Genomic DNA, 14,103 nt, shown 5'->3' on the forward strand with positions numbered 1-14,103 from the left:
GATGACGGATGGGTGAGATGCCCTGGTACGGCTGGATCGTGATCGCTGCGATCCTCGTCTTCGGTCTGACACAGGTCATCAGCATGATCAGCGGACGCCCGATCCCCAACACCACAGGCGCGGCGGATCCCGCCGAGATCGAAGAGCTCAAGGAACGGATCGCCGAACTGGAGCGGACCATCTCCGCTGGGGAATTGGAAGAGCCTACCGTCCCCACCAAGGCGGAGGAGAACCTCGCCGCGGATAACCGGTGGCGGCTGGACATGCTCGAAGCCCGGCTCGAGCAATTGGAGAAGCGCCCCGCCGACCCGGACACCACCGCATAAGACGTGCGGTCCTGGATCCCTGCTGCCCTGGAGGCGGTGAAGGCCGCGGCCGACGGCGGCGCACCACCGGTAGAGTTCCTCCCCGCTGAGGCAGGTGTGCCCCGTTGGGTTCCACGGCCGGAGGTGCTGAGCGAGGAGACAGAGCGCCCGGCAGTGGTGGTCCGCACCTCTGGCTCCACTGGCACCCCCAAGCAGACCCTGCTCACCGCGGAGAATCTGCGCGCCTCGGCAGAAGCCACCGCGCAGCGCCTGGGTGGACACGGGCAGTGGCTGGTGACTCTGCAACCCAGCTATGTGGCGGGCCTCGCCGTGCTCTTCCGCTCACTGCAGGCCGGCACCACACCGGTGGCGCTGTTGGAGCACACCACTGATCCGCAGCGTTTCACCGATGCGGCGGTGCAGCTGAGCGCTCCACGCCGCTACGTCTCCTTGGTCCCCACCCAGCTGCACCGGCTATTGGCCCGGGCGGATGACCGGCTGCTGGCGGTACTGCGGCGTTTCGATGCGATCCTGCTCGGCGGTGGGGCCACCCCGGCACCGTTGCGGGAGCGTGCCGATCAGCTCGGGCTGCGGGTGGTTCGCACCTATGGAATGAGCGAAACCTGCGGGGGTTGTGTCTACGACGGCGTGCCCCTGTCGGGGGTGCAGGTGGGTATCCACGACTCCGGCCGAGTACAGATCACCGGGGAGGTCGTGGCCGCCGGTTACACCGATGCGGAACTCACGGCCGCCCGTTTCGATGTGGACCCCACCACGGGGGCGCGGCGGTTCCTCACCGATGACCTCGGAACTCTTCAGGACGGGATACTGAGCATCACCGGGCGGGCCGACGACGTCATCAACACCGGGGGTGTGAAGGTCTCCGCCGAGCAGATTCGGCAGGCACTGCTGAGGCATCCTGCCGTGCAGGACGCGTTTGTCACCGGGGTCGACGACGCCACCTGGGGTCAGAGAGTGGCTGCGGTCGTCGTCCCCGGTGAGAACCCACCCGCCACCGGCGGTGAGGGGATCACCGGGCAGCTCACCGGGTGGGTGCGTGAGCAGCTCGGGCCTGCGGCCGCGCCGAAGCAGTATGTACTGCTGGCGGATCTGCCGTTGCTGAGCACCGGGAAGCCGGACCGTCAGCGGCTGAAGCGTCTGCTGGCCGAGCAGTGACCCGCGCCGAGGGGCACCAGCCGGGATGCTGATCCGGCACCTGCCTGAGGGTATCTCGACCACAGATGCCAAGCCCCAGGCCTGCGGTGGTGCCGTGGGCGGGTGCTACTGTCTTCGGTGGCCCGGATGAAGGAGAGACAGTGGCGACAGCACAACAATGGATCGCGGGAGCACGCCCCCGCACCCTTCCCATGGCCGTGGCGCCGGTGCTCATCGGCACGGCCGCGGCCTTGGCTCAGCCGACGACCTCTGGCTGGTTCGCCTACGCTCCGCTTGCGGAGACTACCTACTCCCCCTGGGACGATGCGCTCTGGCTGCTGACTGCGGTGCTGGCGCTGGTGGTCTCCCTGGCCCTGCAGGTGGGGGTCAATTACGCCAACGACTACTCCGACGGGGTGCGCGGCACCGATGACGCCCGAGTGGGGCCGATGCGGTTGACCGCCTCCGGTGCCGCCGCACCTGGCCGGGTGAAGGCTGCAGCATTCGCCAGCTTCGGCGTCGCCGCCATAGCGGGGCTGGGCATTGTGGTGCTGACCCAGGCGTGGTGGCTTATCGCCGTCGGTGTGGTGTGCATCCTGGCGGCCTGGGCCTACACCGGCGGTTCCCGACCCTACGGCTATTTGGGCCTCGGTGAGGTCATGGTGTTTATCTTCTTCGGCATCATCGCCACAGTCGGCACCGCCTACTCGGTGGTGGAGACCGCTGCGGTCCGCGGGGCTGAAGTCGAGGTCGGCTCCCTGGTCTGGGTGGGGGCTGTCAGTCACGGGCTGATCGCCTCTGCCCTTCTCATGGCCAATAACATTCGGGACATCCCGACCGATCGCCAGGCGGGGAAGATGACCCTGGCGGTCCGGCTGGGTGAGACCCGGGCCCGCTGGGCTTACGCCGCGATGATCGCAGCTGCGGTGATGCTCCCGGTACCTCTGGTGCTACTGGGCCCGCAGAGTCCGTGGTTCCTTCTGGTGATGGCGGCGTGGCCGTTATGTCTGCGGCCGATTGCCACTGTCACAAGACGCTCAGAGCCGACCCGCGGTCCGGAACTGATCCCGGTACTGCAGCAGACCTCTGTGATGGGGATGGCGTTTGCGGTGACATTCTCCGCGGCCTTGCTGTTGAGTTGAGCTCCATCTGAGTTGAGCTCCACGGACCCTGGCTGATTCCACCCGGACCTGAACCAGCTGGGGCTCGGGCGGCCTTGCCCTGGGGCGGTTCCTTCTGCGGGGTTACTTGGAGGTCAGCGAGACGATGATCGCGATAATGGAGCCGAGCACCGGCAGCAGCAGTGAAAGCAGGATCATCACGACTTTCAGCACCGTGGACAGCGAAGACCGCACCACCATGGTGATGGCGATAATCACCAGGATCAAGGTGAGAATTCCACCGAAAGTCAGGCCGATATTGCCGTTGAGTGCCAGTGTTGAAGCCGAAAGCAGTGCATCCAGCATGGGTGAACTCATCTCCTCAACCGGAAATTGTCATTGCGTACAGTCCCACCCTGGCGAAGAAACCTGGTCAGCGGGGTACGGCTGAGTGAATATCAGCTGAACGTTGCGTGAGCGGTTGCCAGCTGTAGACGACGCCGGGAGCGCCGCGCCACAACGAGAGCCGCGAGGGGCCCAGCCATGGGCACCAGCACGGCCAATAACACCAGAAGCAACCGGTGCCGCGGGCTGAGCGTGGCGTTGAGTGCTGCCACCACGGCCCAGATCATCAGCACCAGGTGGACCAGTGCCAGGGCGGCAAGCACCACTTCACCCCCGGTGGGGACCAGGGGGTTTATCGCCAGAGGCAACGTCAGTGGCAGGGGTGTCATCACCGGTCAGCTCCTGGGCGGTTCGGCGTCGGGGTCCTCGTCCGGGTCTTGCTGCGGGTCCACGGGACTGGTGGCGGCGTCGTCGTGGTCCTCTTGCTGCTGGCGGCGCTTGTGCGCCTCGTCGATCTCCTGCTCGCGGCGGCGTTTGCGTTCCTCCTCGGCACGCTGCTGCTGCCGACGGCGAATCTCCATCTGTTTGAGAAACTCCGGATCGTCATCCGGGGCGGCGGGTCGGGCCGGTTGGGTTTTACGCGTCTGCCAGGGCCGGCCCAGTCCCAGCCACAGGCCGGGACCGATAAGCGGCACCAGGATGATGATCGCGATCCAGGCTGCTTTGGGGAGGGCACGCACCTGGTGGCGGGGGGTCTGGGCTGCGTCGATAGTGCAGTAGATGAGCAGCGCCAGGGCCACGACGCCGAAGCCGATGAACAGACGAACCATGTCTCCAGGGTAGAGGACCGCGCTTAACGCGGCCCCTCCTCCTGTTCCTCGTGGAACCGTTCGGCCAGTTCGTCCTCCGCGGCGTTCTCTGCAGCCTCAGTACTCGTGCGGCGCTTTTTCCCCATCCAGGAGGCCGCCTGCTCCCCGGCGGCGACCCGCAGCTGAGAGAAGAAGAGGTACCCGATGGCGAAGGAGACGATGAGTCCCACCACTGCGGCCAGCAGTCCGCCGAGCATCTGGAAGGTCAACAGGAAGACCGCGGCGAAGACGCCGAGCCGCAGCAGCGAGAATTTCAGCACAGCCATAAGGGGTTTCCTCTCACTCCGGCAGTCCGGCGTAGGAGTGCAGGCCGGGGAAGAACACGTTGACCACCGCGTAGTTGATGATGATGCAGATGAACCCGATGATGCTCAGCCAGGCAGCGCGGTTGCCGGTCCAGCCGCGGGTAGCCCGGGCATGGAGGTAGCAGGCGTAGACCACCCAGATGACAAAGGTCCAGATCTCTTTGGGGTCCCAACCCCAGTAGCGGCCCCAGGATTCGCGGGCCCAGATGGCTCCGGTAATCATGGGACCCACTGTCCAGAAGACGAACCCGACGGCGTTGATCCGGTAGGACCAGTTCTCCAAGGAGAGCGCACTGGGGACCAGCCGCATGAAGGAGGAGCGAGCCAGCGCTCCCTCAGCGCCGGAGGTGACCTGCCGTTCGCGTCGGGACTGGACCAGTTGGAGGATGTTCATCGCGAAGGTCAGGGTGAACAGAGCCATGGCCAGTACGGCCAGGGAGACGTGGATGACGATCCAGGGACTCTGCAGGGCGGGCTGGACGTGTCCCACCGGGGTGGGGAAACCGATGGTGGCAGCGACCATCATGGTCACCACCAGGCCAAGGACGAACACACCCAAGAAGCGCAGGTCGCGGCGGATCAGCGCCAGCAGGTAGACCACCGTGACCACTAGCGCCGCGGCGGTGAGGAACTCGAACATGTTCCCCAGGGGCCAGCGGCCGGCGGCCAGACCCCGGGCGACGACGGCGAAAATGTGGGCAGCCGCTGCCACAGCGGTGATCGCCACAGCCACATTGGCCAGGGGCCGCTTGGGCCGGGCGTAGGCCATGTCATCATCGACCAGCTCGGCATTGACCTCCGCCTCACCAGGGCCTGCACCATCCGAGCTGGTCTCCGCCGTGCTGGTGTCCGGCTGGCTGGTCTCTGCTGTACTGGCCTGTGCTGTCTTGGCCGCACCGTCGGCCTGCGCAGAGGCAGTCGCTTCGGCGGCACCGGCGGTGACCGCGATACGTTCTGCCTCTTGCTCTTGGGCCAGTTCGGCTTCCACTCGCCGAATGGTGGCCGAGGACCGTGCGGTGTCCACGGTGAAGAGGATGAATGCCAGGGTGTAGATGAACGCGGAGATGAGCATGAACAGCTCGGAGTATTCGGCCAGCTCCACGTTGATGGGCTGCAGCTCAGTGCCGTCGATGGCAAGGATCATCAGATACCTCGTGTGGTGTTGGGGCCTTCACCGGATACGACGCCGGAGGGTTCAGTCTCCTCCGGGGGCCGTACCGGCCAGATTTTCTCCAGCTGGGTGCGCAGGGCGATCGTCTCGTCCCGCAGGGAGAAGTCCTCACCGCGGGAGAGCAGGCCGTAGCGCACCAGTGTACGCCCGGCGGGGGTTTGTTCCACGGTCACCCAGGCCCGGCGCCTGCGCAGGAAGAGCGTGGCGATGAGCCCCGCGGAGGCCAGCAGGGCAAAGACCAGCACTCCGGCCTCGCCTGGGTTGTAGTGGATGTCGATGGCGATGTAGTCGTTGATCTCCTCGAATTCCAGGGTGCCGAGCCCGTCGGGTAGTTCGTGGGTCTCGCCGGGGGCGAGCACGATCCCGCCCTCATCGGATTCCCGCGAGTTGAGGACTTCGAGGTTGTCGGTGTCCAGAACGTAGACGTTCTGGGGGACGCCGTCGTCGAGTCCGAGGTCCCCATAGTAGGAGTTCAGGTGCAGTTCGGGTTCGTGCAGATCCGGGTCGGTGCTGATGGCCATGCCGGTGCCGTCGTCGTAGGCGGTGGGCAGGAACAGCCCCACGAAGCCGAGCTGCTCCGGTTGGGCATCGGGAACCTTGATGACCATCATCGAGGTGTAGACCGGGTCATCGGGTCGGGTCACCACCGGTCCGGAGAATGCGACCTCTCCCTCCCCATCACGGACGGTGACTACCGGGGCGTACCCGTTGCCCACCAGGTACAGCTGCGCACCGCCGAGGGTCAGGGGGTGATTGACCCGTAACGTGGTGTCTTCGGGTTCAGCATCGTGGCCGTCTTGGACGGTGACGTGGGCGGTGAACTCCAGGGGCTGGCCGAACCCGTCGAGGGGTTCGAAGTTCTCATCGACTTGCCGGTCGAAGACCCGCTCAAATTCGTTGAGTCGGATGCTGAAGGGTTCAAGCTGGTCTTCGCTGAACCAGGTGCCGGGGTAGAAGTTGTCGTAGGCGACCAGTGCGTTGACGAAGCCTTCGTCTTCCATGAGGACTTTCTGCCCGCGGTAGCTGAACATGGAACCGAAGGCGATGAAGATCAGCACCCCCACCAGGGAGACGTGGAAGAGGATATTGCCGACCTCTTTGAGGTATCCCTTCTCCGCACCGACGGAGGTTTCGCGTTTTTCCACCCGGTAGCGGCGCTTCTTCAGGACTGCTGCGGCGTCGTCGAGCGCTTGGTCCAGGCTGGGCCCGTCGTCGGCGAGTTCGAGTGCACCGTATTCCGGCAGCCGCTCTAACCGGCGGGGGGTGCGCGGCGGCGGGGAGGTCATCTGCTGGTAGTGCTTGCGTGCCCGGGGGATGATGCAGCCGATCAGCGAGATGAACAGCAGCAGGTAGATCGCGGAGAACCACACGGAGCTGTAGACGTCGAACATCTGGAAGAAGTCGAGGATGGGCCCTACGGTGGGGTTCTCCTCAATCCAGGTCTGCACGGCGAAGGAGTCTTGAACTCGTTGTGGCCAGATAGAACCCGGCACTGCGGCCACCGCCAGCAACAGCAGCAGCATCAAGGCGGTGCGCATGCTGGTGAGTTGGGTCCAGGCCCAGCGCAGCATGCCGACCACTCCGAGGGCGGGGGTGGTGACGTCGTGTTTGGCACGCTGCTCTCCCACGGCGTCGGCCAGGGCGTCTTCGCGTGCGTTGTCGCGGTGGGCTGAGGGGGTGGTGGTGCGTTTTTCCGCCATCAGATGGGCATCACAATCTCGTTGGCGAACCAGTCTTGCAGGGCGTAGACCCAGGTGTTCCAGATGCCGGTGACCATCAGCAGCCCCACGGCGATGAGCACTCCTCCCCCGGTACGCATCACCGCGGTCTTGTGCTTGACGAAGAAGTTCACCGCCCGCATTCCACGCTGCAGCCCCAGGCTGATGAGGATAAACGGCAGGCCTAGGCCCAGGCAGTAGATGAACACCAGCAGGGCGCCGCGTTCGGGTTCAGCCCCGTAGACCAGGGCAAGGACTGCCGCCAGGGTGGGTCCAATGCAGGGGGCCCAGCCGATGCCGAAGGTCGCACCCAGGATCGGGGCGCCGAGTAGTCCATCGGGCGGGCGGCGGTGGATCTTCGCTTCACGTTGGAAGAAGCGAAACGCCCCGAGGAAGATCAGTCCCATGAACACGACGACGACGCCGAGGACTTGGGTAACCCAGCCGCCTTCGAACCTTAGCCACGTCGTCGCATAGGTGAAGACCGCGCCGATGAGCACAAAGATGATACTGAAGCCGAGGACGAAGAGTCCCGCACCGAGCACCATGCGGGATGTGGACCGTTCGGTGAGTTCGACTCCGGAGAGCCCGGTGACGTAGCCGAGGTACCCGGGCACCAGTGGGAGCACGCAGGGGGAGAGGAAGGACACCAATCCGGCCAGCAGGGCCACCGGGGCGGCGATGAGGAAGTGCCCGTCGAAGATGATCTCGGCGAAGGGGTTGTTCGCCGCGGCCAGCAGGGACATCAGCCGTGGACGCCCTGGGGGCCGGCCGCTTCGGTCTCTGCGGCATCACCCTCTTCCAGCGCGGTGCTGATGAGGGTCCGCAGTGTTCCAGGTTCCACGATGCCGACGATCTGCGCGGCAACCCGCCCGTCAGTGTCGAGGACCAAGGTCGTGGGGACGGCGGAGGGGTGGACATAGTCGGTCATCGACATCAGCACCTCTCCGGTGCGGTCCTCCATGGAGGGGTAGGTAATGCCGAAGTTGCGTTCAAAGGCTTCCGCAGTGGCCTGGGTGTCACGAGTGTTGACTCCGTAGAACTCGACACCGGCGGGGGCGAACTCCTCGTAGATCTCCTGGAGGTCCGGAGCTTCCTTGCGACAGGGCGCGCAGGCGGCGTACCAGAAGTTCAGTACGGTCACCTGGTCTTGGAAGGTCTCCCCGGAGATATCGGTGCCGTCGAAGAGCTCGGAGCTGAAGTCCACCGGTTCCCCGCGGCTGCCTGGAGCGTATTCCTGGACTGAGCCGTCCCCGGCCACGTAGTTGGTACCGTCATTGGAGGCTCGCTGGGCCAAGTCATCGGACTCCGGGCTGCAGGCACTGAGCGCGAAGGCAGCGCAGGCCAGGGCGGCGGCCAGGCCATGCAGGCGGGCGCGGAACGGGGAGCGGTGCGGGGTAGAAGTCATGACGCAGTGCCCCATTCTACTGGCTTCTACGCCTCGTAGAAAAGGAGGGTTGCGATCCTGGTCTACCGTGACCCCTACCCCACCGCCGCGATTAGTCGAGTGCTGCCTGCATTTCGGCGACCATCTGCTCTGCCGCGTCTTCCGGAGTGAGGTTTTCAAAGAAGACCTCCACTTGGTAGCGCATCAGAATCTCCTGCATCGCACTGAATCCAACAGCCGGAAGAGGCTCGGGTACTGAGATCTCATCTTCCATCTCCTCAATGATTTCGGCAGAAAGCATGTCTGCCTCATCGAGTTCCCCCAGGACGGTCTCCCGTACTGTGAGGTTGGCGGGCAGGCCGCGGTCGACCATGTTTAGTAACCCTGCCTCCTCCGAGTTGACGAAGAAGTCAATGAAGAGTTCCACCTCTTCAGGGTGATCGGTGTGCCCACTGGCGGAGAGGAACATAGAAGATTTGAACCACATCCCGTTGTCCTCAACCTGGCCGGTTTCACTGGGCCACCGCAGCGGGACCAATTCATCTCCCGAAGCCTCCCAGAGGCCTGGCAACTGGTTAGTCCACCACGGCCCCATGGCAGCACGGGCCGTACCCGTCAGAGACCTATCGGATGGTTCCGCTTGGACCTCTGAGATCACGTCAGCAGGAGGGATGGCTCCTGCCTCCATAAGGTCAAGATAGAACTGTAGGTATTCCTGTGCATCTGCTTGGTCGAATCCCAGCTCCCCCTCTTCGGTGGTGAGGTGTTTGCCCTGCTGGCGGAGCCAGACCTGGAAGCTGGCTGGCTCATTGGGGTCACTCATCCCCCATGCATCCTCTACTGATTCAGTGATCTGTAGTGCGATCTCTTCGAACTCATCCCATGTCCAGGTGCTGTCATCGGGCAGATCTAGACCTGCCTCGTCGAAGAGCCTCGGGTTTGCCATGAGCACTTGTGAATTGATGCCTGTGGTGATGCCGTAAAGCCCGTCTTCAGTACGCCCGTTATCCACCACGTCGTCTTCGAAGTCTGAGACATCGACTCCGGAGAGCTCTAAGAGGGTGTCCCGGTCGGCATATTCCCGAAGGTATTTATCGTCCATTTGGATGATGTCCGGGAGATCCTGAGCAGCCGCCTGGGTGGCAATTTGATCCCAATGCGCCCCGGAATCCCGGTATTCCCCCTCAATGGTGATGTGGGGGTACTCCTCTTCGAAGATCTCAATGATCTTCTCGGTCTGCTGCACCCGGTGGTCTGAACCCCACCAGGCAAACCGCAGATGAACATCTTCTTGTTCTTGCCCGTCGGCGGCGTCCGAACCGTTTTCCGCTTCTGCCTGCCCGCACGCGGTCAGAGCGAAAAGTGGCACCAACGCCACTGCGGTCATGGTCTTGGGGTGATATCTCATCGGGATTCCTTCGGTCGAGTGATGGTGGGTGATATACATCACACGATATATGAGATATGACAGGAGTCAATGGTCCTCTCCTATTCGTCAGCACATTGAGGTACCGGCGCTGCCGTTAGGCGACGGTGACGCCGAGGAGGGACCCGAGGATATAGGTGATCGTGGCTGCCCCCAGACCGATGGCCAGCTGGCGCAGCGCCCGGGTTAACGGCGATGCCCCGGAGAGCAGACCCACTACAGCGCCGGTGCACAGCAGTGCCAGACCCACCAGGGCAGTGGACCACCCCACCGCCCACCACCCTTCGGCACCGAAGAGGTAGGGAAGCACCGGGATCAGGGCCCCCACCGCGAAGAAGCAGAAACTCGAGCCGGCCGCCGTCCAGGAGGAACCGACCGCTTCATAGTCGTCCTCTGCGGCGTCGGGGTCGTGGGACTTCTCCGGTGTGCAGTCGCAGTCGAAGAGACCCAGCCGCTCCAGGGCACGGTGTTCAGCGTCCTCTTCACTCAAACCCCGAGCCCGATAGACCAGGATCAGCTCATTGTGGTCGAAATCCAGATCCGGGGCGGCCCGTAGGGTGGCCTGGGTGGGCCGGGTGGCATCGAGCAACTCCCGTTGGCTGCGCACAGAGATGAACTCCCCGGCAGCCATGGACAGCGCTCCAGAAAGCAGTCCGGCAATACCGGTCAGCAGCACGACCGTAGCGGAGACCCCGGTGCCACCCATCCCCATGATGAGCGCAAAGTTGGAGACCAGCCCGTCGTTGGCGCCGAAGACCGCAGCCCGGAACCCTCCAGAGAGCTTCTCCCGGCCACGCGCGGCCAGGGCACGGACGACTTCCTCGTGGATCTCCTCATCGGCGGCCATCCCCCGGGTGGCATCCTCGTCCCGAGCGTAGGGGGAGTCGCCTTCGGCACGTTGAGCCAGAGCGAGCACGAAGACTGATCCGAACAGCTGGGCCATCCAGCCCAGCAGCACCCGATGGGCCGAAGGGTGCGGGAGATTCTCCGCATGGGGGCCGAGCAGGGTCCGCCAATGCTCTTGGTGGCGACGTTCAGCTTCAGCTAACCCCAGCAGGATCTGCCGTTCTTCGCCGTGGCGTCGTTCGGCCAGCCGACGGTAGAGCTTTGCCTCGGCGATCTCATCGGCTAGGTACTTCCGCCAACGTCGGATCTGCTGGCGTGTAGGTTCCCCGCTGGTGTGCTGCTGACTCACGGCTCCTATTGTTCAGGGGAGGCGACGACGTCGTCGGCTACTGAACCGGTATGACGAACTTTCAGCACTCCTAAGCGCGGGAGCATTCCAGCCCCTCCCCCGGCCCGCACCCAGGCAGGGACCCAGCGAGCTCACCTCCCCGGGGAGCGCCTCACCCGCGGTGGGCGAATGTCGCGATGACTCGTTGCGCGGTGGGCGCCTGGACTCCGGGCCCCAGGCCGATGTAGCCAGGCGCCAGGTGTGCATCTTCAGTGGGGGCGCCATCCCAGCTGCGCCCCTGACGGGCACCGTAAGGCAGGTATTGCCCGCCAGCGCGGCGCAGGATGAGCTGCCCAGCGGCCACATCCCAGGGCCTGGTGTTTCCGCCGCAGGCCACATCAGCCCAGCCGGCGGCGGCGTGGCAGAGCTCCAGCGCCCCAGAGATGAGCCGGCGCACCGCGGAGTAGGTGGTGACCAGTTCCCCAAAGGCGGTCAGCGCCTCCTGCCCACGCCGCTGAACCATCGCAGACCCGGGGAAGCTGGTCACCAGATTGAGGTGCTCCTCCGGGAGGTCTTTGGGCGTAGGCCGCAGGGGCTGTTCAGCGGAGTCGCCGGTCGCCAGGTACGCCCCGGCGTCGTCGGCGGAGAACGTCAACCGGTTGACCGGATCGTGGACGACTCCGGCGAGCACCACATCGTCGAGGGCCGCAGCGATGGAGATGCTGAACATGGCGAATCCGTGGGCGAAGTTGGATGTCCCGTCAATGGGGTCGATGATCCACTCGAGCCGGCCGTGCCCCACGGATCCGCCTTCCTCACCGGTGATGCGGGAGTCGGGCACTGCGGCGGTGAGGGTTTTAATGAGCCGCTGTTCGGTCTGCTCGTCGTAGACGGTGACGAGATCGTGGGCGCTGGTCTTGGTGGCGACTTCCATCTGAGAGCGGAAGGCCTCAGCCAACGCCTCTCCAGCCTGCAATGCTGCGGAGACGGCGATGCGCCGCAGGTGGGCCGGAGTGGGCGGATGAGGATCAGAGGGTGCTGGATCAGACGTGAAGGGGGCGCGCGAGTGGGTCATACCTCAACCCTATGGCTGGAACTGTCCAGCGCGCAGAGACCGACGACGACGCCGCCTCGTCACCCGTCAAATTGGTTGCGAGTAGCAACGATCCTCCTTAAGATGATTCGAAGATGCAACTAAAATCTTCCGGTGCGGCACAGCCCGCCGAGCACGCTGATGCCCCGGCACAGGGCTCTTCGCCTCAGATGAGCACGCCCGCAGGCGCCACGGCTGGTGGTGGGGAGCAGTCGACGTCGCGCCGTGATTTACGGTGGGCGATCACCGGGATCCTGGTGGTGTTCTTCGCCGCCATGGTGTCGATGAACGTGGTGGTCACTGCCCTGCCGGTGATCGTCGGGGAGCTTGACGGCACCCAGATCCAGTACTCCTGGGTGGTCACTGCCACGCTGCTGGCCAATGCTTCCTCCACTCTGGTGTGGGGCAAGCTCGCCGATATGTTCTCCAAGAAGGTGCTGTTCCAGTGGGCTAATGTCATCTTCTTTGTCTCATCCTTGGGTGCGGGGTTCGCACCGAATATGGAGACCCTCATCGCCGCCCGATTTGTACAGGGCATCGGGTTGGGCGGGCTGACCGCTCTGGCCATGGCGATTATGGCCTCAATCATTTCCCCACGGGAGCGTGGCAAGTACGCCGGGTATATGGGGGCCTGCCTGGCGGTGGCGACTACGGCGGCTCCCCTCATTGGTGGGATCACCGTCGATACTCTCGGCTGGCGGTGGTGCTTCTTTGTGGGGGTGCCGCTGTCCCTGTTCGCCCTGGTGTTGGTGGCCCGCACCCTGAAGGTGCCCACCCACGGTAAACCCGGCAGAATCGATGTCGGCGGGGCAGCCTTGCTGGTGACAGTCTCTTCCTTGCTGCTGGTGTGGCTTTCTTTCGCCGGGACGGAGGAGTTCTTCGCCTGGGTTTCCTGGGAGTCGGGGGCGATCCTGGGGCTGGCGGTGGTCCTGCTGGCGGTGTTCGTGCTTGTGGAGCGGAAGGTGAGCAACCCGATCATCCATTTGCGGATGCTGGCCAATCGGACCACCCTGCTGGCTTCGACGGCCAGCGCCTCCATTGCGGTGTGCCTGTTCGGGATGCCGGTGTTCGTGGGGCAGTACTTCCAGATCGGCCGGGGGCTCAGTCCCACCGAGTCAGGACTGATGTTGCTGCCATTGGTGATGGGCAATCTGGTCTCGGCCACGGTGACTGGTCGGCTCATCACTCGCTACGGGTATTGGAAGGCGTATCTGGTGGTCGGTGCCCTGCTGTGCGCGGCGGGCATGTTCGGGCTGAGCACGGTCGGGGCAGAGACTCCCTATGCAGTGGTGCTGAGCCTGCTGGCGGTGGTGGGGCTGGGCTTCGGTGCTCAGATGCAGAACCTCATGGTGGTGGTACAGAACACCGTCCAGGTGGATCGCGTGGGGCAGGCGAGTTCACTGATCGCCTATTTCCGGGTGTTCGGTGGAGCAGCCGGTACCGCGGTACTCGGCTCGGTGATGGCGGTGCAGGTGGCCGGCTACTCGGTCGCCGAGGTCAACGGCACCAGCGCCTCCCCGGTGTATGCCGAAGCCTCCGGCACCATGTTCCTGGTGGCCGCGTTCCTGACCGTCCCGGCGGTGATCGCCAACCTCGTCATCAAAGAACTTCCCCTGCGTACCACCGTGTAATGAACGGAGACAATCCACCACGACAAGCCCCGCAACTCGACATCCTCTATGACCACAAGGAACTCTACGAACACTAGAATTTTTCTATGGGGTACGCAGGATTGCCACTGGATCGCGAGTCGCTGCATAAAGTGCGGGTGGAACAGCAGCAAACATCGCGGCCATGAGCACAAGGACCGATGTCCCCACTGTGAAGTCCCACGGAGGAACCGCCTGCAGCATCTTCGTGATGGCCAGCCCGCTCCCGGTGCCTGTCCCGCGTCAAGTAGTTGGCAGGATTTCCTTGGTTTTGAATGTCGGGGTGGTGGGGTCGGCCAGGCCCAGGTGCACCTCCTTGGGCCGGTTCCATGAGATGGCCTCGTGGGGCCGGAGCTCGTTGTACTCGATCCGGTAGTCCTCGGCCCGCTCGGCGAGCACGATCGCG

The 14,103-nt window shown here is 64.3% G+C and carries 15 protein-coding genes; 4 read left to right on the plus strand and 11 right to left on the minus strand.

Features of this window, described 5'->3' with window-relative positions; translation table 11 throughout:
- The first annotated feature begins 8 nt into the window (after window positions 1-8).
- From H578_RS0109135 to H578_RS0109145, 3 genes are all read left to right on the plus strand, one after another.
- Window positions 9-326 carry a hypothetical protein gene (locus tag H578_RS0109135; RefSeq protein ID WP_022873385.1) on the plus strand — a complete coding sequence of 106 codons (318 nt, stop codon included), beginning with the start codon at window positions 9-11 and terminating at the stop codon, window positions 324-326.
- A 3-nt stretch (window positions 327-329) separates the two neighbouring features.
- Window positions 330-1,481, plus strand: a complete 1,152-nt coding sequence (locus H578_RS0109140; protein ID WP_022873386.1) for an AMP-binding protein — start codon at window positions 330-332, stop codon at window positions 1,479-1,481.
- 140 nt (window positions 1,482-1,621) lie between these two features.
- Window positions 1,622-2,602: a 1,4-dihydroxy-2-naphthoate polyprenyltransferase gene (locus H578_RS0109145; RefSeq protein ID WP_022873387.1), complete on the plus strand. Its 981-nt coding sequence runs from the start codon at window positions 1,622-1,624 to the stop codon at window positions 2,600-2,602.
- A gap of 102 nt (window positions 2,603-2,704) precedes the next feature.
- On the opposite strand, the gene H578_RS0109150 is transcribed toward H578_RS0109145, so the two are convergent.
- The 11 genes from H578_RS0109150 to H578_RS0109200 all read right to left on the minus strand — a co-directional run bounded on the left by H578_RS0109150 (window position 2,705) and on the right by H578_RS0109200 (window position 12,030).
- A complete protein-coding gene (locus H578_RS0109150) occupies window positions 2,705-2,938 on the minus strand; it encodes a hypothetical protein (RefSeq protein ID WP_156837279.1) in 234 nt (77 codons plus the stop codon).
- Between the two features lie 80 nt (window positions 2,939-3,018).
- Window positions 3,019-3,294, minus strand: a complete 276-nt coding sequence (locus H578_RS0109155; protein ID WP_022873389.1) for a hypothetical protein — start codon at window positions 3,292-3,294, stop codon at window positions 3,019-3,021.
- 6 nt (window positions 3,295-3,300) lie between these two features.
- Window positions 3,301-3,735, minus strand: coding sequence for a PLD nuclease N-terminal domain-containing protein (locus H578_RS0109160; RefSeq protein ID WP_022873390.1), 435 nt, complete (start codon window positions 3,733-3,735; stop codon window positions 3,301-3,303).
- A gap of 23 nt (window positions 3,736-3,758) precedes the next feature.
- Window positions 3,759-4,040 carry a DUF4229 domain-containing protein gene (locus tag H578_RS14440; RefSeq protein ID WP_022873391.1) on the minus strand — a complete coding sequence of 94 codons (282 nt, stop codon included), beginning with the start codon at window positions 4,038-4,040 and terminating at the stop codon, window positions 3,759-3,761.
- Between the two features lie 13 nt (window positions 4,041-4,053).
- Complete coding sequence (gene ccsB / locus H578_RS0109170; RefSeq protein WP_022873392.1) at window positions 4,054-5,223, minus strand: c-type cytochrome biogenesis protein CcsB; 1,170 nt, start codon at window positions 5,221-5,223, stop codon at window positions 4,054-4,056.
- Window positions 5,223-6,950, minus strand: coding sequence for a cytochrome c biogenesis protein ResB (resB, locus tag H578_RS0109175; protein WP_022873393.1), 1,728 nt, complete (start codon window positions 6,948-6,950; stop codon window positions 5,223-5,225). The genes ccsB and resB overlap by 1 nt, the downstream gene beginning before the upstream one ends.
- Window positions 6,950-7,714 (minus strand): cytochrome c biogenesis CcdA family protein, encoded by a 765-nt coding sequence (locus H578_RS0109180; RefSeq protein ID WP_022873394.1) that lies wholly within the window; start codon window positions 7,712-7,714, stop codon window positions 6,950-6,952. Before H578_RS0109180 ends, resB begins: the two co-directional genes overlap by 1 nt.
- A complete protein-coding gene (locus tag H578_RS14445; protein WP_022873395.1) occupies window positions 7,714-8,376 on the minus strand; it encodes a TlpA family protein disulfide reductase in 663 nt (220 codons plus the stop codon). Before H578_RS14445 ends, H578_RS0109180 begins: the two co-directional genes overlap by 1 nt.
- A gap of 91 nt (window positions 8,377-8,467) precedes the next feature.
- On the minus strand, window positions 8,468-9,763 hold the full coding sequence (locus H578_RS0109190) for an ABC transporter substrate-binding protein (protein WP_028464125.1): 1,296 nt from the start codon (window positions 9,761-9,763) through the stop codon (window positions 8,468-8,470).
- A gap of 115 nt (window positions 9,764-9,878) precedes the next feature.
- The gene (locus tag H578_RS0109195; RefSeq protein ID WP_022873397.1) at window positions 9,879-10,976 is read right to left on the minus strand and encodes a VIT1/CCC1 transporter family protein; all 1,098 of its coding nucleotides are present in this window, start codon (window positions 10,974-10,976) and stop codon (window positions 9,879-9,881) included.
- 151 nt (window positions 10,977-11,127) lie between these two features.
- Entirely contained in the window at window positions 11,128-12,030 is a 903-nt protein-coding gene (locus tag H578_RS0109200; protein WP_022873398.1) for an inositol monophosphatase family protein, read from the minus strand.
- Between the two features lie 188 nt (window positions 12,031-12,218).
- Between H578_RS0109200 and H578_RS14450 the strand changes: the two genes are divergently transcribed.
- Window positions 12,219-13,679 (plus strand): MFS transporter, encoded by a 1,461-nt coding sequence (locus tag H578_RS14450; protein ID WP_033420533.1) that lies wholly within the window; start codon window positions 12,219-12,221, stop codon window positions 13,677-13,679.
- The last annotated feature ends 424 nt before the right edge of the window (window positions 13,680-14,103 follow it).

Source organism: Nesterenkonia alba DSM 19423, assembly GCF_000421745.1.
GTDB classification, from domain to species: domain Bacteria; phylum Actinomycetota; class Actinomycetes; order Actinomycetales; family Micrococcaceae; genus Nesterenkonia; species Nesterenkonia alba.

Coding starts and splice junctions, on each gene's coding strand:
- H578_RS0109135 (WP_022873385.1), top strand. CDS start 9: ATGGGTGAGATGCCCTGGTACGGCTGGATCGTGATCGCTGCGATCCTC.
- H578_RS0109150 (WP_156837279.1), bottom strand. CDS start 2,938: ATGAGTTCACCCATGCTGGATGCACTGCTTTCGGCTTCAACACTGGCA.
- H578_RS0109155 (WP_022873389.1), bottom strand. CDS start 3,294: ATGACACCCCTGCCACTGACGTTGCCTCTGGCGATAAACCCCCTGGTC.
- H578_RS0109160 (WP_022873390.1), bottom strand. CDS start 3,735: ATGGTTCGTCTGTTCATCGGCTTCGGCGTCGTGGCCCTGGCGCTGCTC.
- H578_RS14440 (WP_022873391.1), bottom strand. CDS start 4,040: ATGGCTGTGCTGAAATTCTCGCTGCTGCGGCTCGGCGTCTTCGCCGCG.
- ccsB (WP_022873392.1), bottom strand. CDS start 5,223: ATGATCCTTGCCATCGACGGCACTGAGCTGCAGCCCATCAACGTGGAG.
- resB (WP_022873393.1), bottom strand. CDS start 6,950: ATGGCGGAAAAACGCACCACCACCCCCTCAGCCCACCGCGACAACGCA.
- H578_RS0109180 (WP_022873394.1), bottom strand. CDS start 7,714: ATGTCCCTGCTGGCCGCGGCGAACAACCCCTTCGCCGAGATCATCTTC.
- H578_RS14445 (WP_022873395.1), bottom strand. CDS start 8,376: ATGACTTCTACCCCGCACCGCTCCCCGTTCCGCGCCCGCCTGCATGGC.
- H578_RS0109190 (WP_028464125.1), bottom strand. CDS start 9,763: ATGAGATATCACCCCAAGACCATGACCGCAGTGGCGTTGGTGCCACTT.
- H578_RS0109200 (WP_022873398.1), bottom strand. CDS start 12,030: ATGACCCACTCGCGCGCCCCCTTCACGTCTGATCCAGCACCCTCTGAT.
- H578_RS14450 (WP_033420533.1), top strand. CDS start 12,219: ATGAGCACGCCCGCAGGCGCCACGGCTGGTGGTGGGGAGCAGTCGACG.